This is a genomic window from Tichowtungia aerotolerans, from assembly GCF_009905215.1.
GTDB lineage: Bacteria > Verrucomicrobiota > Kiritimatiellia > Kiritimatiellales > Tichowtungiaceae > Tichowtungia > Tichowtungia aerotolerans.
Map to the genome: position 1 here is coordinate 1,120,364 of NZ_CP047593.1, position 19,101 is coordinate 1,139,464.

Sequence of the window (19,101 nt, forward strand, 5' to 3'; positions counted from 1 at the left end):
CCCACCGCACCCAACGGCACGATCAGCGGCTTTAACATTTCCACAACAGCTAACGACATATCCCGATCCTGTTCATCCTGTTATCCGGTCTAATCCTTCATTTTCACACACCCTGCTCTTGATCACTCAGGCAGCCGCTCAATGATGCTGAGCGCATCCTTTTCAATCTCAGAAAACGCAAACCACTTTTTGCCGAGATCCTTGAGCGAAGCTCCGATGTGATACACCCGCGTGCCGTCCAGAATCATAAAGCGGTCATGAGCGTCATCGAACGGAACGAGCTCAACCGGTTCATACTGGGCATTGTGTTTTTCCAGATCCAGCTGGAGCTGTTTGGTGAACCGTTTGCAGTAAATTTTCGCGGCGACACCTTTCCGGCGCTTGGAAAGCATGGTCAGCACGGAATCGTCCACATAGTTGTCGATCAGAACAATCGACTCCTTCGCACGCCGCACCAGTTTGGAAACAAACGAATAGGCATCAAAAATCTGCCCGTTGAAAAATACGCCCTGTTTCGGCTCCAGCTCCTGCGTGCCGATGGCATCCAGCACCTGATCGACCTTTTTCTCGGTTCGGAGCTGCCGCAACTCCAGCGAGCCGATTCGAGAGAACAACTCGGCATTGTTCTGAATAAACCGCCGCATTTCCACAAACGCCCGCATAATCTTTATGCTGATATCAACAGCAAGAGGTGTGCGCAGAATGCTGGAAAGCATAGATACGCCTTGTTCTGTAAACGCGTAAGGAACAGCACCGCCCAGATGCTTTCTGGAAGGTATCACAGATTGTGACACCAACAGATCGACATCCTCATCGCCAAGTTCGAACATAAAATCGGGAGGAAACCTGTCTGCATTTCTTTTTACAGCCTGTTTCAGAGTGCGAGTCTCTGTTTCGTACAACTCGGCTAAGTCCCGGTCAAGCATCACCTGCACGCCCCGGATCTGATAAATCTTCCCGGCAATCCCGTCCTGTTTGATCAGCTCGTTCATATTTCACCCTTTAGAACCACCGCACCCAGCGGCACGATCAGCGGCTTTAACATGTCCATAGCGGCCAAAAACATGGCTGGCATTGTGTCATAACCAAAATGCGTATAAAAGACCTTCACTTTGAAAATCTTTGTGGGGAAGTCCCCCACAAAAAACCAAAACGGCATCAAAATTGAGAAATCACCTGTCGCACCCAAACAAACCGCAGAACGTCGGAAGTTCCAAACATTGGAACTTCCGGCGTTTCTTTTTTCACGGTATTATTGGGAACAGCCCAATTAAACGAGCCGCTTCGCGTTAAAAAATACAGAGCATGGAGACCCCAATGAAAAAAGGTCATGAAACCAACCCGGAAGAGGCCCGCACCAAACGCACCCTTGCTCAAAAACTGAAAAAGGCGGAACGCGCCGCCCGCGAACGGGCCATCAAAGAGCGCGACTCCTTTTTCGGCCTGCAGATCCGCCCCACCGCGTCGCTGTTCGACGAAGGGGAAACCAAAGAACCCGGCGACGATAACTGGGTCGGTTACGGTTTTGACCTGCACCCGCACGTCACCTTTGCCTCCGTCGTGGTTCTGGCGGTTTTCATTATTCTGACTCTCATGTTCAAGGATCAGGCCGCTCAGCTGACCGAAACAGCACTGGAGTGGACGTCCAACACCTTCGGCTGGTTTTTCATTCTGGGAGCCAACGTGTTCATCATTGCGGCGCTGGCGTTTGCCTTCGGCCCGCTGGGCAGCATTCGCATCGGCGGGAAAGACGCCATGCCCGAATTTACGCGTCTGGCCTGGTTTGCCATGCTTCTCAGCGCCGGCATGGGAATCGGCCTGATGTTCTGGAGCGTCGGCGAACCGATGTATCACTACCTGTCACCCTCGCCCATGTTCAGCGGCATCGAAGGCCAGACACCGGAAGCCGCACAGGCCGCCATGGCCGTCACCTTTTTCCACTGGGGGCTGCACCCCTGGGCCATCTATTCCATCGTGGCGCTGGGCCTCGCCTTCTTTGCCTACAACCGCGGCCTGCCGCTGACCATCCGCTCCATTTTTCACCCCGTGCTCGGCGACCGCATCTACGGCTTCTGGGGAAACCTGATTGATGTGCTCTCCGTGCTGGCCACGCTCGTCGGGCTGGCCACCTCGCTGGGCCTCGGCGTCTCGCAGGTCAACGCCGGGCTCAACTATATGTTCGGCATCAGCATCAGCCCGACGGTACAGATGATCCTCATCGCGATCATCACTGCCTTTGCAACCCTGTCCGTCGTGGCGGGCCTCGACAGCGGTGTCAAACGCCTGAGCGAACTCAACATGGGCCTGGCCGGGCTGTTCATGCTGTTTGTACTGATCGTCGGGCCGACCGTGTACATCCTGAGCGGATTCACCCAGAGCCTTGGGTTCTACCTTAAAAACCTGCCGGAACTCAGCCTGTGGACTGAAACCTTCCGCGACACCAACTGGCAGGGCAGCTGGACCGTATTCTACTGGGCGTGGTGGATCTCGTGGTCACCCTTCGTCGGCATGTTCATTGCCCGCGTATCCAAAGGACGAACCGTGCGCGAATTCGTCCTCGGCGTCATGCTCGTTCCCACACTGCTCTCATTCATCTGGATGTCCGTGTTCGGTGGGTCAGCCCTGTCGCTGCAGTCCGGCGGAACGGACCTCGCCGCCGCAGTCAAAGAAAACGTCGCCACCGCCATGTTCGAAATGATGAAATCCTTCCCCATGACCCCCGTCCTGTCCTTTGCGGCCATCATTCTCGTCGTGGTCTTCTTCGTCACCTCCTCGGACTCCGGATCGCTCGTGGTTGACCATCTGACCTCAGGCGGCAAACTCGACTCCCCGGTCCCGCAGCGCGTCTTCTGGGCCGTCATGGAAGGCATCGTCGCGGCCGTCCTGCTGATGGGCGGCGGACTCAAAACACTGCAGACCGCGGCCATCACCACGGGACTCCCCTTTACCATGGTCCTGCTGTTCATCGTGTACGCGCTCTACAAAGGACTCTCGCAGGAACTCTATGTAGAACGCGCCGTCGAAAAAGAACTCCGGCAGGTTGTCACCAAACATCACGTAGACGAAGCCATCGCCGAAGCCCAGGCCGACCAGGAAAAAAACGACAGCTAACAACCGCTGCCCCGAACCAAAAAAGCCGGAGTTTTCCAAACATTGGAAACTCCGGCTTTAGTCGCGGGCCGTCGGAACTTCCGACTTCCAGATTCTGGAAAAGCTGGGTGCAGGCTCAGTCTGCCAGCTCGGCAGCTTTAGCGAGGGCGGCTTTCACCTGATCGGTGATCACATCCCACTGCTTATCGGCGATCTGCTGTTTAGTGGCGAGCCACGATCCGCCGATCGCGCTGACGACCGGCTGCGACAGCCATTCCTGCATGTTGTCGAGGTTCACGCCGCCGGTCGGGCAGAATTTGACGCCGAGCGGGCCGTACGGAGCCGCCAGGTTTTTGAGCATATTCACACCGCCCGCTGCACCGGCCGGAAAAAACTTCAGCATTTTCAGACCAAGCGACAGCCCCTTTTCGATTTCCGACGGAGTCATCACGCCGGGAATAAACAGCGTGCTGTGGTCCTGGAAGAATTTGACGGTATCGGGATTCAATCCCGGAGCGAGGCCGAAGCTCACACCGGTGTCGATACACATTTTGGCCTGATCCGGCGTCACCACCGTCCCGGCCCCCAGCAGCATTCCCGGGAAGGACTTTTTGATGCGCGCCAGCGCTTCCGGGGCGGCGGCCGTGCGGCAGGTCACTTCAATCACATCCATGCCGCCCTTGAGCAGCGCTTCTGCCAGCGGCTCGGCGTCGTTGGCATCTTCAATCACAATCACCGGAATCACCGGTCTCTTCAGCAATTCATTTAACATCTCAATTCTCCTGATTTTTGAATCGCCACAAAAAAACACAAAGAAAACAAAGACGAGATTCTTTTGTGATTTTTGCGTTCTTTCGTGGCTAATTAATCTCTATCGGTCAACGCGGGCACCGGCGCCGGCGACGATTTTTTCCACTTCAGCGAGCGAAGCCATGGTGGTGTCGCCCGGGGTGGTCATCGCGAGCGCGCCGTGTGCAGCACCGTACTCAACGGCTTTCTGTGGATCGCCCAGCTCCATCAATCCGTAAATGAAACCGGAGGCAAAGCTGTCGCCGCCGCCGACACGATCCATGATTTCGAGATCCGGGCGGTGCGTTGCCGTGTAGAACTCGCCATTGCACCAGCTCATCGCGCCCCAGTCGTTGACGGTCGCCGTTTTCACGCCGCGCATCGTGGTGGCTGTTGCCTTGAAGTTTGGAAATTCTCTGATCGCTGTCGCAATCATCTTCTGGAAAGACGCCACCTCGAGATCGGTGAGGTTTTCGTCAGCGCCTTCGATTTCAAAACCGAGACAGGCGGTGAAGTCCTCTTCGTTGCCGATCATCACATCCACATACCTGGCGATTTCGCGGTTGATTTCCCGGCATTTTTTCAGACCGCCGAATCCTTTCCAAAGCGACGGACGGTAATTGAGATCGTAGGAAACAACGGTTCCGTATTTTTTGGCGGTCCTGGCGGCCTCGATCACCACAGGACCCGTGGTTTCAGACAGCGCCGCAAAAATGCCGCCGGTGTGGAACCAGCGCACGCCGAGTGTTCCAAAGATGTACTCCCAGTCGATGTCGCCGGGCTTGAGCTGCGAAGCGGCGGTGTTGCCGCGGTCGGAGCAGCCGACGGCACCGCGAATGCCGAAGCCGCGCTCAGTAAAATTAAGACCGTTGCGAACCGTGCGGCCGATCCCATCAGTTTCCGCCCATTTGATGAGCGATGTATCCACGCCGCCCTGCAGGATAAAATCCTCCATCAGCAGGCCGACCTCGTTCTTCGCAAACGCAGTCACCACGGCCGCGCGCTGGCCGAAGCAGCGGCGCAGTCCGCGCGCCACGTTGTATTCGCCGCCGCCTTCCCATGCACGGAAGCTGCGGGCGGTACGGATCCGGCCTTCGCCGGGATCGAGACGAAGCATCACTTCGCCGAGAGAGAGAATATCGTAACGGCATTCGTCCGCCGGTCGAACCTGAATCGCACTCATGAACCTGTCCTCCTTGTGTAAAACCGTCAGACAGTGTAGCGCAGATTCAAAAATTGTGAATACGTGTTTTACGCATATATCCGGCTGTTTTACGCAAACCGGAATTTCTGCCGGTAGGCCGACGGCGTCGTGCCGGTCTCCTTGCGAAAGGCCTGATTAAAGCGCTCGCGCGTTGCATAGCCGCAGGATTCAGACAGCACCTCCACCAGCATGTCCGTCTCCTTGAGCAGCCGACAGGCGCGCTGAATCCGCTCCCGGCGGATCGCATCGTGCACCGAAACCTGCAGCAGATTGCGGAAACGGTTTTCGAGCGTGCGCCGCCCGACATGCGCCGCGCGGGCCACATCGTCCACCTGCACCGGCCGATGCGCGTTCTCGCGGATAAAGCGCAGCGCGGCGGCCACGGCTTTGTCGCTTACTGCAGTCAGGTCGGTTGAATGGCGCTCCACAATTTTTTCAGGGAAAATGCAGGTCGGCTCCTTTGGAGCCGCGCCTCCGGCCATCAGGTGCTCGAGCCTCTGCGCCGCCTCCCAGCCGATCCTCTCGGCGCCGAGCTCAATGCTCGACATCTGAGGGAAAAGCATCTCACAGGCAAATGAATCGTTGTTGATGCCGAGCACCGCCACGTCTTCCGGAACGCGCAGGCCCACGTCGATGCAGGCATTGATGACGGTGCGTCCAACCGGATCTTCCGTGGCCAGGATGCCGACCGGCCCCTCGCCGTCAATCTTCTGAAGCTGCGCGTCGATGGAGCTCACCGCCTGCCGCGATTTGAGTTCCAGACATTGGAAACCCTGATCGGCCAGCGCGGAGATGTAGCCCTCATATTTCAGCGTGGAATCACCAAACATTTTGCGGCCGGTGATCGCAAAGCGCCGGATGCCTTTGCCGATCAGATATTCGGCGGCCATACGGCCGAGCGCATGGTTATCGACCACCACCGAGCTTTCGGGCAGATCGGCAAACCGGCCGAAAATGTTCACGGCGGCGATGCCGCGCTTCCGAAGGTTGGAAACCGCGGTGCGATCGAGCATGCCGATCACGCCGTCCCCCTTCCACCTTTTCAGATCGGCGAGCGGAACCTCGGGAACGCCGTGCGGCGCATAAAAACGCCAGTCGCCGCGCTGGAAGCCGTAGCGGGCAATGCCCGCCACCGCCTCGCGCACAAACGGATTGGCGTAGTCCATCGCCAGCGCAATATTAAATCGACTTCCCTTTCGCATAACGAATCTTTATACCACGTAATGCGAAAAGGGCAACCGATGAAAACGGCCCGCTTTCCAACCCTTGGGAAAACGGGCCGCACAACGTTCCAATGTCTGGAAACTATACGCCGGTGAAAGCGGAGAAACCGCCGTCAACCGGAACAATGACGCCGGTGACGAATTTAGCGGCGTCGGAAAGCAGGTAGTGAATGGTTCCGTACACTTCGTCCTGCTCGCCGAAACGATTGAACGGAGTTTTATTGATCACCTGCTGTCCGCGCTCGGTGTAGGAGCCGTCTTCGTTGATCAGCAGCGCACGGTTCTGGTGGCTGACGAAGAAACCGGGAGCCAGCGCAACCACGCGGACTTTGTCGCCGTATTTATTGGCCATTTCGGTGGCCATCCATTTGGTGAAGTTGTCGATGGCGGCTTTTGCGTTGGAGTAGCCCAGCACGCGGGTCAGGCACTGCGCGGCAGACATGGACGAAAAGTTGACGACGCAGCCGAAGCCCTGTTTTTTGAAGGCTTTGGCAAAGGTCATGGTCGGCATGACCGTACCTTTTAGGTTGAGGTCCAGCACTTTGGAGTAGTCTTCAATTTTAAGGTCGAATACATCCTGATCCGGGCCGATGGTTGCGCCGGGCATGTTGCCGCCCGCGCCGTTGATGAGCACGTCGATGCGACCGATATCGGTCATGATTTTTTCGTAAACGCTGTCGAGCGCTTCCTGGTCGAGTACGTTGCAGGCATAACCGCAGCACTTGTCGGAAATCTTTTTGGCTTCGGCCACAGCTGCATCCACTTTGTCCTGAAACAGGTCGAGGTAAACGACGTATGCGCCCTGCGACTGCAGGTAGTTGGCGGTTCCGCCGGCCAGCACGCCGGCCGCTCCGGTAATTGCGATTACTTTATCCTGAATATTGAACAGATCATTCATGGGAGTCTCCTTGTTGTTTAAAGTTCGATGCCGAAATAGTTTTCGGCGTTGTTAAAGCTAATGTCCTGCACCATCTGACCGAGCCATTGGATGTCGTTCGGCAGCTCGCCGTTTTCAACATCGGTTCCGATCAGGTTGCAGAGGATGCGCCGGAAATATTCGTGGCGCGGATAGGACAGGAAGGAACGGCTGTCGGTGAGCATCCCGACAAAACGGCTGAGCAGTCCGAGCGCGGAAAGCGCGTTCATCTGTTTTTCCATTCCATCTTTCTGGTCAAGGAACCACCAGCCGGAGCCGAACTGCATTTTGCCGGGAAAACTGCCGTCCTGATAGCAGCCGATCAGGGTCGCCATCAGTTCATTGTCGCCGGGGTTGATGTTGTACAAGATACTTTTAGCGAGCTGGTCGCTGCTGTCGAGGCGGTCGAGCAGACGAACCAGTCCCGGACCCTGCCGGAAGTCGGCCACGGAATCGAATCCGGTATCCGGACCGAGCTTGGCAAACAGGCGCCGGTTGTTATTGCGGAACACGCCGACATGGAACTGCTGCACCCACCCGCGGGCATGGTTCATTTTGCCGACTTCATAGAGGAATACCGCCTCAAACTTTTCGCGGTCTTCGAGGGCGATTTCCGCGCCGCTCATCGCTTTGGCGAAAATGCCATCGAGCTCCGCGGGCGTTGCGTCCACATCCGGCACATAAGAAACACCGTGGTCGGACAGGCGGCAGCCGACAGAGTGAAAAAATTCGTGGCGTTTGTCGGTCGCTTCGATCAGCGATGAAAAATCCTTAATCTCCATGCCCGCGGATTTTTCCAGGGTCTGGATATATTTTTTCCAGCCATTGGAACCAACTGCGTTGGAGCCGGCGGGAGCCAGATTCATCGCCTTGTCCGGGCGGAAAGTCGGCAGCACTTTGACGTCAAAGCCGTCTTCACTGATTTTGATGTGATGCTCCAGACTGTCGGCGGGGTCGTCGGTGGTGCAGACCGCTTTGACCTTCATTTTCTGCATCAGGCTTCGGGCGGAAAACTCCGGCCTTTTGAGCATTGCCGAGCAGGACCCGTAAATTTCGTCAGCGGTTTCCGGGGAAAGGACTTTGTCGATGCCGAAACAGCGCTGCAGTTCGAGGTGCGTCCAGTGATAGAGCGGGTTGCGCATCGTGTACGGAACCGTCTGCGCCCACGCCGCAAATTTGTCCTCCCAGGAGGCATCGCCGGTCACCAGCTTTTCGCTAACGCCGTTGGTGCGCATGGCACGCCATTTATAGTGATCGCCGCCCAGCCAGATTTCGGCCAGATTATCCCAATTGCGGTCTTCGGCGATCTCCTGCGGCGGCAGGTGGCAGTGATAGTCAAAAATCGGCATGTCCGCGGCATAGTCGTGATACAGCATCTGTGCCGTTTCACTCTGCAGCATAAAATTTTTATCCATGAAATTTTTCAAAGCCAGCTCCTCCCAAAAATGAATCTCAATTGTTTGAGATAAACATTTCGGATGCTTTTCTCAAGGCGAAACTTGACTTTTTTTGACAGAAAAGGCTTATCTCAAACAATTGAGAGGAAAGAATGGCCGTCAGTCAGAAACAGATTGCAAAAAAACTGGGTGTATCGATTGCACTGGTTTCCCGGGTTCTTTCGGGAAAAGCAGCCGAAATCGGGATCGCCCCGGAAACCATTGAACGCGTACTCAAAACTGCGCAGGAGATGGGCTATGTGCCAAGTGCGGCTGCGCTGGCCCTGAAAGGAAAATCCACCCGCACTTTCGGCGTGGTGGTCTACGATTTCAAAGATCCTTTTTTCGGCGCAATCATCGAGCAGCTCCAGATGCGGGCGCACGAATACGACTACTCCCTGATGCTGGCCGGGTTTCTTAACCGCACGCCGGATGAACAGGATCTGCAGCCCCTGCATAAGCACGCCCTCGACGGACTGATTGTGATCGGCACCGACCTCGACGCTGTCTGGCTCCGTGACTTTGAGCATCTGCCCGTCGCGCGCATCGGACACGGTGCGCCGAGCGAACCCAGCGTCCGCATCGCCATCGATGAAAACCGTTCCGCTGAATTGCTGGTTTCTCATCTGATTCAAAGTGGACATGAAAATCTTGCCTTTATTGCAGCCGCTTTAACTGCCCACCGCCTGAGACGCGAAGCCATCGCCCAGGCCGCCAAAAAGGCCGGCGTGCACTTTGAATTTATCGAGGCAGATGCACAGGATGCCTTTCAGGCCGGGATGGATGCCGCCAACCAACTGTCGCAACGGACCGACGCAATCATCTGCGCAACCGACCAGGTGGCAATGGGCGTACTGCATACACTAAGCCATACAGACCGCATCCCGGCCGTTACCGGCTTTGATGATATTGCTGTGGCCCGCCAGTTTATTCCGGGCATCACCACGATTCGCCAGCCGATCGCTGCTATGGCCGTCGCGGCAGTCGACGCTGTCGTACAGAAAAAAGCCCCGGCCAGACTGTCGCTTGAACCGGAGCTTGTTGTCCGCCAATCCGCCTCTTAAAATTCGTAGCTGGCGGACAGGGCAACGAGATGCGTTTCGGTTTCGTACTCGCCGGCCGATGTGGGAACAGAGCTGACCACTCCTGAGCCGGTGTAGCAATCTTCAGCCCACAGGAATGAATACGCCAGATCGATTCCGATACGCTCGCCTTTCCAACCGATTCCGGTGGTGAGCATGTGACGGTCAGAGCCGGGAAGCTCCGGCGCAAGCGTGGCGCTGTCGACCGGTGATTCGTCCCAGACATAACCGCCTCGCAATACCCAGTTTTCGGTCAGGTCATACTCGCCACCAATTCTCACGCTCCAGACATCTTTCCAACGTTTGGGATTGGACTCCACCGGACCTTCATAGGGATTGGTCGGGAAAACATAAACGAGCGCATCATAAGTGCTCCATTCCGACCAGACCACATCAAGCCCAAGGCGCAGCTTTTCAAATGAGCTGTTGGCCACGCCGACGTTCACGGAAGACGGAAGCGTGACTTTACCGGTCATGCCGAACTTGCCTCCCAGGCCGGGATTGTTTTCGTATTCGACATCTCCATCCAGTTTCAGCTCTACACGGGACTGATAACGCGCACCCACGCCCCAGTCGTCATTGACCTGCCAGTGCGCAGACGCGGTTCCGCCATATCCAATGTCGTCGCCGGTCAGCTTGCGCATGCCGAGCGCTGCCCCCCGGTATGCCTGAAGATCGGCTTCTGCATAAACCACATTAAAACCGGCGGCAACCGACAGTCGGTCGGTTAATTTAAATGCCAGGGCCGGGGTTGTGTAGATGGTTGAGAGTTCGGTCCGGGTGGCGGCGGGGCTCCCGGCCCAGCTGTCCTTCCATTCCGTCACCAATCCATACGGAGCATTTACCGAAAGCATTCCTGTCAGTTTATCGCTGACCGGCAGCACCGTGTAAAAATGGGGAATACTGCGCCAGTGATGCTCCATCTCGCTGTCGAGCGCCGGGTTCAGTGCGCTGTTGAAGTCAGTGTCGATCAGCGCGAAGGTGTTCCCTGCCATAACCTGGGTGTTCTTTGAACCGGCGAGTGCGGCCGGGTTGTACCACGCCAGCGATGTGAGGTTGGTGCACCCGCTGACTGCACCGGCCTGTCCCAGCGCCTCCGCGGAACCTTCGGTGTACAATTGGAATCCAGCACCGAAACCGGAACCGGAGGCCGCCAGCAGACCGGCCATCATCAAACATCGCTTAATCATGAACTTTCCTTTTAGTTTAGAGCGAAACGGTATCAATCGCATAGAGATAGCGTTTGATTTTCGCTGTGGTCGTTTTTTCAAACTCGTCGAAACGCACCTGCACGCAGCGCGGGCGCTTGTAGTCCGAAAGGGACTGCACGGCCTGTCTCACTTCCGCGCGCACAAACTGTTCGATATCGGATTCGGAAAAGCGCCGGCCTGTTTCTGTTTCCATCGTGTCAAAAAATTCCTGATCGGGAACCACAATGAGTCCCACCCGTTCGCCGGAGCTTTCGCCCGGTTCCCGATAGCCCAGAACCAGACACTCCAGAATAGCCGGGCTTTTATGGATCTGCTGCTCGACCTCTTCGGGATAAATATTTTTTCCCTCACGGTTCACAATCAGGTTTTTCTGCCGGCCATTGATGACGAGATAGCCGGCCTCATCAAAAAAGCCGAGATCGCCCGAATGGAACCAGCCGTCGCGCAGGCTTTCGGCAGTGGCTTCCGGGTTGTTGTAGTAACCCTGCATCACATTCGGGCCTTTGATGATGATCTCTCCGGACCCGTCCGGACCCGGATTGATGATTTGAATCTGAACATCGGGGAGCGGAATCCCGACGGTTCCAACCCGCGGTTTTTCGGGCGGATTGAGAGAGAGCACAGGACCGGTTTCAGTGATTCCATAGCCCTCAACAATGGCAAAGCCAAGCTTCTGCCAGGACCGCAGCGTATCAGGATCGATCGGTGCACCGCCGGAAACAATCAGCCGTAATGCGCCGCCCAGCTCCTGATGAATTCTGCGACCGATCAGCTTGGCCAGACCTGCCTTATACAGCAGGCGGGCCGTTGGTTTTCTGCTGATTGTGTCCATCATGCGCGCGAGCATTTTTTCGAGAAGAAGCGGGACCGCCAGCAGAATGGTCGGCGACGTGTCGCGCATATCGGCTTTGATGGTTTTAAGCCGTTCAACCAGACTGACTTCGCACTGGACCAGTACGGGAATCAGCAGTGAAGTTGTAAATGCAAAAGCGTGGTGCAGCGGAAGAACCAGCAGAAAGTTGTCGGTCGGATGAATATCAATTGCCTTCTGACAGCTGGCGGCATTGGAGACAAAATTCTGATGCGTCAGCACCGCTCCTTTCTGGCGGCCGGTGGTGCCGGAAGTATAAATCAGCGAAGCGGGATCGGACGGCAACGGATCGTGCTGCTCGTAAGCACTTAGCTCTGAAAGACCTGTGCGCGCAGCATCATACGATAAAACCGTCAGGTTGGCCGAGGAAACAGTCGACTCGGGCGGAATGTCCAGCAGCACTGCGGTCTGCAGGTTGGGCAGGGATTCTTTAAGCTCACTCAGCCCCGGCGCGCTTCCGGCGGAGGCAAAAACAACCGACACTCCACAGTCATGGAAAATGTGTCCAACCTCCTGCTCACGCAGTTTCACATCCACCGGAACGGCAATGGCACCCATGCAGACAATGCCGAAATAGATCTCGAACCATTCCGGAGAATTCGTGAGGTAAAGTGCCACGCGATCACCCGGTTTCACACCAACCGTCGCGCAGATTTCGGAAACCTGACGGACACGCGCATGGAGCTCCCGGTAGGTGTACGTGCACCAAACACCTTTGCGTTTAAACCGAAGCGCCGTACGCCCGCCGCTCTCTTTCAGTGCCCGATTCAGGACGTCTTTTATAGTATTAGACATTATTACATTTTAACGTGAAGAGGAAATTTGAAAAGAATTTTGCCGGAAAAGACAATCGCACAAAAAAAAGCCGCCCCGAGACCGGAGCGGCTTTTGAATCAAGGTTTCGTCAGCAATTAGACGATCACTTTGATCAGGTCGAGCACTTTGTTGGAGTAACCCCACTCGTTGTCGTACCAGGAAACAACTTTCACGAAGGTACCGTCGAGCTGGATTCCAGCGCCTGCGTCGAAGACGGAGGTGCAGACTTCGTCGCGGAAGTCAGTCGCTACGAGCGGCTCATCGGTGTAACCGAGAACGCCGGCGAGTTCGCCTTCGGAAGCCGCTTTCATTGCAGCGCAGATGTCTTCGTAGGTGGTTTCTGTTTTCAGGGTGACGGTCAGGTCAACAACAGAAACGTCGGAGGTCGGTACGCGGAAGGCCATACCGGTCAGTTTGCCGTTGAGTTCCGGAATCACTTTACCAACCGCTTTAGCAGCACCGGTGGAGGACGGGATGATGTTCTCGAGGATACCGCGGCCGCCGCGCCAGTCTTTCATGGAAGGACCGTCAACGGTTTTCTGAGTAGCGGTAGCAGCGTGAACGGTGGTCATCAGACCTTTTTCGATGCCGAATTTGTCGTTGAGGACTTTGGCGATCGGAGCCAGGCAGTTGGTGGTGCAGGATGCGTTGGACACGATGTCCTGGCCAGCGTAGCTGTCGGTGTTCACACCGCAGACGAACATCGGAGTCGCGTCTTTGGACGGAGCGGAAAGAACCACTTTCTTTGCACCGGCTTCGATGTGTTTGCGAGCGGTTTCGTCGGTCAGGAAGAATCCGGTGGACTCAACAACCACTTCAGCGCCGATGTCAGCCCATTTCAGGTTGGCCGGGTCGCGCTCAGCAGTGATGCGGATTTCTTTACCGTTAACAACGAGTGCACCTTCTTTGACTTCAACCGTGCCGCCGAAACGACCGTGTACGGAGTCGTATTTGAGCATGTATGCGAGGTAATCGACGTCGAGCAGGTCGTTAATACCAACAACTTCGATGTCTTCGCGGGTTGCAGCCGCGCGGAAAACCATGCGGCCGATACGGCCAAAACCGTTAATACCAATCTTTGTAGCCATTCTTCTCTCCCTTATAGTTAGCCCCGACTGAGGGCTGTTTGCTTAGTAAAATTCCGCGAACCCTACCGAAACCCCCTCACCCCGTCAATCCATTGCGAGGCGAAACTTGACAGCCCCCGCGCCAGCCCCGAGACTGTCAGGAAATGGGATATTGGAATTCCGAATGGTATGGATTATTGAACACATTCTGCCCTGAAGCGTCTGACTGGCATTCGGATTCCCGGTCACTCGCAGGCCGATTCATCCGCTATTTCTGACTTAAAAGGATTTTTATGATTAAACGTTCGTATAACTTAACTCGCGTGATGGGCATTCCGATCCGGATGCACCTGACGCTGGTAATCGTGCTGCTGTTCGTGGCATTCACCCGCGGTCTCCCCGGAATTATGCTCGCCGCCGGCGTATTCGCCAGTATTGCTCTGCATGAGCTCGGTCACTCCTGGGTCGCTATCCGCAAAGGATGCCGTGTACACGAAATTATGCTGCTGCCGATCGGCGGCGTCGCAAAAATGGGCCACATCCCGACACGGCCCATGGATGAGTTTCTGATGGCCGCCGCAGGCCCTTTGACCAGCTTCATTCTGTCCCTCATTTGCGGGCTGCTGATGATGACCGGCATTTTCAGCTACTTCTTTTTTAATCTGGCGGCCATCAACCTGATGCTTTGCCTATTCAACCTGCTGCCATCGTTTCCGATGGACGGAGGCCGGATCTTCCGCGCCTTCATGACACCGCGCATGGGACGGCTCAGAGCCACAGCACTCGCGGCAAAGATCGGACGCTTTATGGCCATTGCATTCGGCATCTTCGGATTGTTCTACGGGCAATTCATGCTGATCCTGATCGCCATTTTCATCTACAACGCGGCGGGTGCGGAATACCGCGCCATCTACGCCCAGCATATGCAGCAGGAATGGTTCACCGTTGAGCCGCAGGCCGACATCCACGTCAGCCCGCCGCCCTATGCGCGCAACGCTCAGCCCGCATGGAAAAAGTGGAAAAACAAAACCAACGAGTTTTTCAACGACCTGTTCAAGAACTGGGAGTAAACCGGCATATGCCGGTTCTGCTGTCAGCGATCCACTAATCCAGATCCATCTCGATGGCATCACCGGAATATTCCGCTTCGGGGGCCGGATAACGGAAAAACCAGTCCCAGATCAGCAGGATCAGCATAATCGCGCCGAATGTAGACAGGGTAATCGTCCAGAACTTTTTACTGAACTCCGGTTTTTTCATCAAATGAAGGAACCGGCGAAAGCCTCTGTTGCTTCGACGCCGGCGATGTGTTTTGGAAACGTCTTTATTCATCACCTCATCGAAGCTTTCGGTTCGACGGCGGCGGCGTTTGCGGGGACTCGGTTTGTCCTGCTGAGCGTTAGCCCAGGGCGAATCCTTCACATTATAGATGTCCGTTGACGGCATGCGCGTTTCCTTAATTAAAGGTCAACCCTACACTAACGAAAGATCAACCAACAATTACAAACCGCCGGCAAAAGTCGCCGCCTCTTCGAACAGAAGATCCCGGCTGCGGGCAATCGACTCCTCGACACTCATCCCCGCCGGTTGAAGCGTCGCCACCCGGTCAATGCCGGCAATGCGCCACTCCGGCTCGGTTAACCGCACACAGCCGGCAATCACACCGGTCCTTGCACCGGCCCGCTTCGCCAGCCGCTGCACACCGTCGACCACTTTACCCTGCACCGACTGCATATCAAGTTTGCCTTCCCCCGTCAGGACCCAGTCCGCGCCTCTCAGCGCATCGGCCAGCCCCAACGTTTCCATCACCGTATCAATGCCGGGAACCAGTTTCCCGTTCATAAACGCCACCGCACCGAAAGCCAGCCCGCCGGCCGCGCCGGCGCCCGGCAGATCTCTCAGAGGAACTCCCGGCTCGGCGCCTCGGACTTCCAGGGTCTGGAAAACCGTCTCCGAAAGTTTCCAAAGTTTTGAATCGAGCATTTTCACCTGCTCCGGCGTGGCCCCCTTCTGAGGTCCATACACATACGCAGCGCCGTTCGGCCCGCACAGTGGATTGGTCACATCGCACAGCACATCCATTTCCGGCAGGTTCAGCCCTGCCGGCGGCTCGGTGATTCCAACCCCTGGAACAATTTTCCAGCCCAGCGCTTCGGCCGCGCCGATTCCACCGTCAACAGTCGCGCTGCCGCCGACCGTCAGCAGAATCTTCTGCGCACCTTTTTCCGCCGCAGCCTTGATCAGCTCTCCGGTGCCATAGGTCGTCGCATGAACCGGATTGCGAACTTCCGGCTTCAGCAGCGGCAAGCCGCTGGCCTTCGCCATTTCGACCACCGCGGTCTTTGTTTCCGGAAGCCATGCATAGCCTGCTTCAACGCGCATATGCGGAAACGGGCCGGTCACCGTCATGGGAATCCATTCTCCACCAAGCGCGGACATCAGCGCCTCTGCAGTGCCTTCACCGCCATCGGCCATCGGCCGAACCACCGTTTCAACATCCGGCCGAACCGATTGAATACCTCTTGCCGCAATCTCGCAGGCGTCCTGTGCCGTCATATTTCCTTTAAACGAATCAAATGCCAGAACTATTTTCATACTCACCAGTCTCCCGTTTCCCTGTCGTCTTTCCTTGGGGATTCTAGCGAGATCCGTGCCGTCTGCCGATTTTTTTCCAGCTCAGCGTTCGGCCCGGATTCGATAAAACTGTACCGGATTTGCAGCGCTTTCGTGCTGGAAGTTTTCAGAAGATGCCGTGGGCGGCAGGTTGGTGTAAATGCGCGTCCAGATGGGCCCGGTTCCGGACAGAGCGTTCGCGATTTCCAGATACTGCACAGATTCCACGCCGCCTTTCCAGGCAACGGTGACCGTGTTCCCGTTATGAGAAACGTCGGTGATCTCCAGAGAGGATCCCCCGTCGAGCGGATCAGTATCCGCGATGTACTCCTGCTGATTACTCAACGAGTCTGAATCTGCATTACCCGATGGATCCGCATTGGTTCGCCCGGAAAAATAGGCCATTTCCCAATAATCCGGAAGTTGATCGGAATCGCTGTCTCCGACGACATCTGTGAGAAACAGCATCCCTGTCCCGGAGTCATCCAGAACCCAGCGAGCCGGATTCGACAGAACGAAACCGCTGTAATCACCGGAAAACGCTCCGTTGCAGATCGGCTGCCAAAGTGGAATCACTCCGGGCTCAGCCGCAGGAACAACAGTGCAGACTCCCCGGACAGCTCCGCCGGTTTTCAGCTGGTCCAGACTGGTCGCTGAGGCGATATCGACCTCGAACACACTGCCTCCGGCGAAGAATACGTCACCGACGATGGTCTGCGAACCAACACTTCCCGCCCCGGAAGCGCCCGGATTGATTGTGCCCTGCACTTCCACATCGCCATCGACCGTCCCGTTCCCGATCAAGACCGCTCCAGATTCCACGACAAGATTGCTGACCGTCAGCGTTCCATTAACAGTCACGGTGCCGCCCGCCGCCCGCAGGACTCCTCCGTCGGCTGTCCATGGGATGATTCCCAAAACGACAAACAGGAACAGGCCTGCCGGCGAGCTTATTTGAAATGCCTGGCGGATGTTCACCGGCGGTTCTCCTGCAGCTCAGTCATCTGCCGCTTCAGCTGATCAATCGCTGCAACCAGTTCCAGGTTCTGCTCGCGGAGTTCTTTCACCGCATTGATCAGAATCGGAACAGCTCCCTGATAGTTCACAGACAGCTCACCGCTCGGGGAATCCGTTTGGGCGACCAGTTCCGGAACCACGGCCTCCACCTCCTGCGCAATCAGTCCGTAATGACGATTTTCATCCCGACCGGATTCTTCTTTCCATCGGAAAGTTTTCCCGTCCAGCCGGGAAACCATATCGAGCGCATTGTCTACGGACTCGATATCGCGCTTGAGGCGCCGATCAGAAGTAACGGTTACGTCACCGGCAACCATCATATTTCCATCGGTTGAAAGGGACATGCCTGAGACATAGCCGCCGGTTGCATAACTGGCGAGTTCCAGACCGCCGTCCGAGGCGCTTATTTTCCATTTATCGGCATTGACGGCGCCGTTGTCTGCCCACAGGTTCACCTCGGCCTCGGCCCCTGCCGCGGCAAGAATGTCGGCACTCTGAGAATACACGGTACTGAAGCGATAGTTGGTCGCCCCCAGAGACGTCACAGCATCCGCGCCCGGATGCCATCCGGCAGTTGTCGCATTGCCGATGACCGCAATATCTGCTCCATGACTGACCGCCTGATAACCGATTGTAATGGCGCCGCTGTGTGTCGACGAGGCAGACGTACCGATGGTGATGTCATTCAGTCCTGTTCCGGACGCCCCGCTGCCGACGACGACACTGTTCACCTCATCCGCCCGGGCATTGTAACCGAGGGCCACCGAATCGTCCTCGCCGGCACTGGCAAAGCCGCCGATCACGGTGATGCGATAAATCGTACTGTCGCCTCCTACCCGGGCTGAGAAAATCGCCGGCATCCACTGGGTCCCGACCGCCAGATCATTCAGAATCATGTCGTGATTATAGCCGGGAAGCCATTGTCCTGAGTCGGAGAACGCGCCAATCCATACATTGTCTTCGCCTTCGCGGTTGGTATAACCGGCCAATGTCCCAAGCGCCGTATTCCGGTTGGCATTGACTGTACTGCTCCCCCGGTTGTTATCATGCCCGGCAAGCACTCCCACAAAAGTATTGAAGTCTGCATTCTCCGTCGCGGCACCGGCATTGTCACCAATCAGCGTGTTGGCCGTTCCCTCGCCGATATCCGTTCCGGCGCTGTTCCCAACCATTGTATTGCGTATCGCAGTCGTAAGGTCCCAGCCGGCCTCTGACCCGACCGCTGTATTATACTTTCCTTCTGTCGAAGAGCGCAGCGCCTGTTTGCCCACCGCCACATTATCATCGCCGATGGTATTGCTATAGCCGGCATCTTCTCCAACAAATGTGTTGCAAAATCCCTCCGTATTCGAGGTTCCGGCTTCCTCGCCAATAAAGGTATTGTCACCACCGCTGGTATTGGCCGCTCCGGCCTCCGTTCCAATAAATGTATTGTCGGTTCCTGTCGAATTCAGCCCGGCCCATTTACCAACAAAAACATTGTCTGAGCCTGTGACATTCGACCTCCCGGCCAGTGCCCCGATAAATGTGTTATCTGACGAAGTCGTCTGGTTACGTCCCGCATGAAATCCCATAAACGTATTGTAGAGTCCGTCAGAGAGCACACGACCCGCCTCATATCCAATCAGCGTATCATAATCACCGGTCGAGAGACTGTTGCCGGCACCGGTTCCATACGTTGTATTGCCTATCTGAGCCAGACCGTATCCGGCAGATGCCATGGCGAGTAAAAAAACTTTATGACCATTTTCATCACATTTCCCCCT

17 protein-coding genes are annotated in these 19,101 nt (G+C 56.2%); 3 read left to right on the forward strand and 14 right to left on the reverse strand.

Features of this window, described 5'->3' with window-relative positions; translation table 11 throughout:
• Positions 1 to 122: 122 nt before the first annotated feature.
• Together GT409_RS04795 and GT409_RS04800 are read right to left on the reverse strand one after the other, a co-directional pair.
• A complete protein-coding gene (locus tag GT409_RS04795) occupies positions 123 to 992 on the reverse strand; it encodes an ORF6N domain-containing protein (RefSeq protein ID WP_160627451.1) in 870 nt (289 codons plus the stop codon).
• Complete coding sequence (locus tag GT409_RS04800; protein ID WP_160627454.1) at positions 989 to 1,159, reverse strand: hypothetical protein; 171 nt, start codon at positions 1,157 to 1,159, stop codon at positions 989 to 991. The genes GT409_RS04795 and GT409_RS04800 overlap by 4 nt, the downstream gene beginning before the upstream one ends.
• Before the next feature lie 158 nt (positions 1,160 to 1,317).
• Here GT409_RS04800 and GT409_RS04805 point away from each other — a divergent pair, with 158 nt between their 5' ends.
• Complete coding sequence (locus GT409_RS04805; protein ID WP_160627456.1) at positions 1,318 to 3,111, forward strand: BCCT family transporter; 1,794 nt, start codon at positions 1,318 to 1,320, stop codon at positions 3,109 to 3,111.
• 115 nt (positions 3,112 to 3,226) lie between these two features.
• Here the strand turns inward: GT409_RS04805 and GT409_RS04810 are convergent, their stop codons facing one another.
• The 5 genes from GT409_RS04810 to uxaC all read right to left on the reverse strand — a co-directional run bounded on the left by GT409_RS04810 (position 3,227) and on the right by uxaC (position 8,649).
• Positions 3,227 to 3,862: a bifunctional 4-hydroxy-2-oxoglutarate aldolase/2-dehydro-3-deoxy-phosphogluconate aldolase gene (locus tag GT409_RS04810; RefSeq protein WP_160627458.1), complete on the reverse strand. Its 636-nt coding sequence runs from the start codon at positions 3,860 to 3,862 to the stop codon at positions 3,227 to 3,229.
• Between the two features lie 99 nt (positions 3,863 to 3,961).
• Positions 3,962 to 5,062 carry a sugar kinase gene (locus GT409_RS04815; RefSeq protein ID WP_160627460.1) on the reverse strand — a complete coding sequence of 367 codons (1,101 nt, stop codon included), beginning with the start codon at positions 5,060 to 5,062 and terminating at the stop codon, positions 3,962 to 3,964.
• Between the two features lie 89 nt (positions 5,063 to 5,151).
• Positions 5,152 to 6,285: a substrate-binding domain-containing protein gene (locus GT409_RS04820; protein WP_160627462.1), complete on the reverse strand. Its 1,134-nt coding sequence runs from the start codon at positions 6,283 to 6,285 to the stop codon at positions 5,152 to 5,154.
• A gap of 103 nt (positions 6,286 to 6,388) precedes the next feature.
• Entirely contained in the window at positions 6,389 to 7,204 is an 816-nt protein-coding gene (locus GT409_RS04825; RefSeq protein WP_160627464.1) for an SDR family oxidoreductase, read from the reverse strand.
• 17 nt (positions 7,205 to 7,221) lie between these two features.
• On the reverse strand, positions 7,222 to 8,649 hold the full coding sequence (uxaC, locus tag GT409_RS04830) for a glucuronate isomerase (RefSeq protein WP_233231613.1): 1,428 nt from the start codon (positions 8,647 to 8,649) through the stop codon (positions 7,222 to 7,224).
• 122 nt (positions 8,650 to 8,771) lie between these two features.
• On the opposite strand from uxaC, the gene GT409_RS04835 reads away from it, so the two are divergent.
• Complete coding sequence (locus GT409_RS04835; protein WP_160627466.1) at positions 8,772 to 9,722, forward strand: LacI family DNA-binding transcriptional regulator; 951 nt, start codon at positions 8,772 to 8,774, stop codon at positions 9,720 to 9,722.
• On the opposite strand, the gene GT409_RS04840 is transcribed toward GT409_RS04835, so the two are convergent.
• The 3 genes from GT409_RS04840 to gap form a co-directional block, all read right to left on the reverse strand.
• Entirely contained in the window at positions 9,719 to 10,930 is a 1,212-nt protein-coding gene (locus tag GT409_RS04840; protein WP_160627468.1) for an OmpP1/FadL family transporter, read from the reverse strand. The two genes, GT409_RS04835 and GT409_RS04840, sit on opposite strands and share 4 nt — an antisense overlap.
• 16 nt (positions 10,931 to 10,946) lie before the next feature.
• The gene (locus GT409_RS04845; RefSeq protein WP_160627470.1) at positions 10,947 to 12,617 is read right to left on the reverse strand and encodes an AMP-dependent synthetase/ligase; all 1,671 of its coding nucleotides are present in this window, start codon (positions 12,615 to 12,617) and stop codon (positions 10,947 to 10,949) included.
• A 116-nt stretch (positions 12,618 to 12,733) separates the two neighbouring features.
• The gene (gene gap / locus GT409_RS04850; protein WP_160627473.1) at positions 12,734 to 13,726 is read right to left on the reverse strand and encodes a type I glyceraldehyde-3-phosphate dehydrogenase; all 993 of its coding nucleotides are present in this window, start codon (positions 13,724 to 13,726) and stop codon (positions 12,734 to 12,736) included.
• 272 nt (positions 13,727 to 13,998) lie between these two features.
• On the opposite strand from gap, the gene GT409_RS04855 reads away from it, so the two are divergent.
• Positions 13,999 to 14,775, forward strand: coding sequence for a site-2 protease family protein (locus GT409_RS04855; protein WP_160627475.1), 777 nt, complete (start codon positions 13,999 to 14,001; stop codon positions 14,773 to 14,775).
• A 34-nt stretch (positions 14,776 to 14,809) separates the two neighbouring features.
• Here the strand turns inward: GT409_RS04855 and GT409_RS04860 are convergent, their stop codons facing one another.
• The 4 genes from GT409_RS04860 to GT409_RS04875 all read right to left on the reverse strand — a co-directional run bounded on the left by GT409_RS04860 (position 14,810) and on the right by GT409_RS04875 (position 19,056).
• Positions 14,810 to 15,151, reverse strand: coding sequence for a hypothetical protein (locus GT409_RS04860; protein WP_160627477.1), 342 nt, complete (start codon positions 15,149 to 15,151; stop codon positions 14,810 to 14,812).
• A gap of 54 nt (positions 15,152 to 15,205) precedes the next feature.
• Positions 15,206 to 16,300: a glycerate kinase gene (locus GT409_RS04865; protein ID WP_160627479.1), complete on the reverse strand. Its 1,095-nt coding sequence runs from the start codon at positions 16,298 to 16,300 to the stop codon at positions 15,206 to 15,208.
• Between the two features lie 81 nt (positions 16,301 to 16,381).
• Positions 16,382 to 17,296 carry a hypothetical protein gene (locus GT409_RS04870; RefSeq protein WP_160627481.1) on the reverse strand — a complete coding sequence of 305 codons (915 nt, stop codon included), beginning with the start codon at positions 17,294 to 17,296 and terminating at the stop codon, positions 16,382 to 16,384.
• Complete coding sequence (locus GT409_RS04875) at positions 17,293 to 19,056, reverse strand: tail fiber domain-containing protein (protein WP_160627483.1); 1,764 nt, start codon at positions 19,054 to 19,056, stop codon at positions 17,293 to 17,295. Before GT409_RS04875 ends, GT409_RS04870 begins: the two co-directional genes overlap by 4 nt.
• Positions 19,057 to 19,101 lie beyond the last annotated feature (45 nt).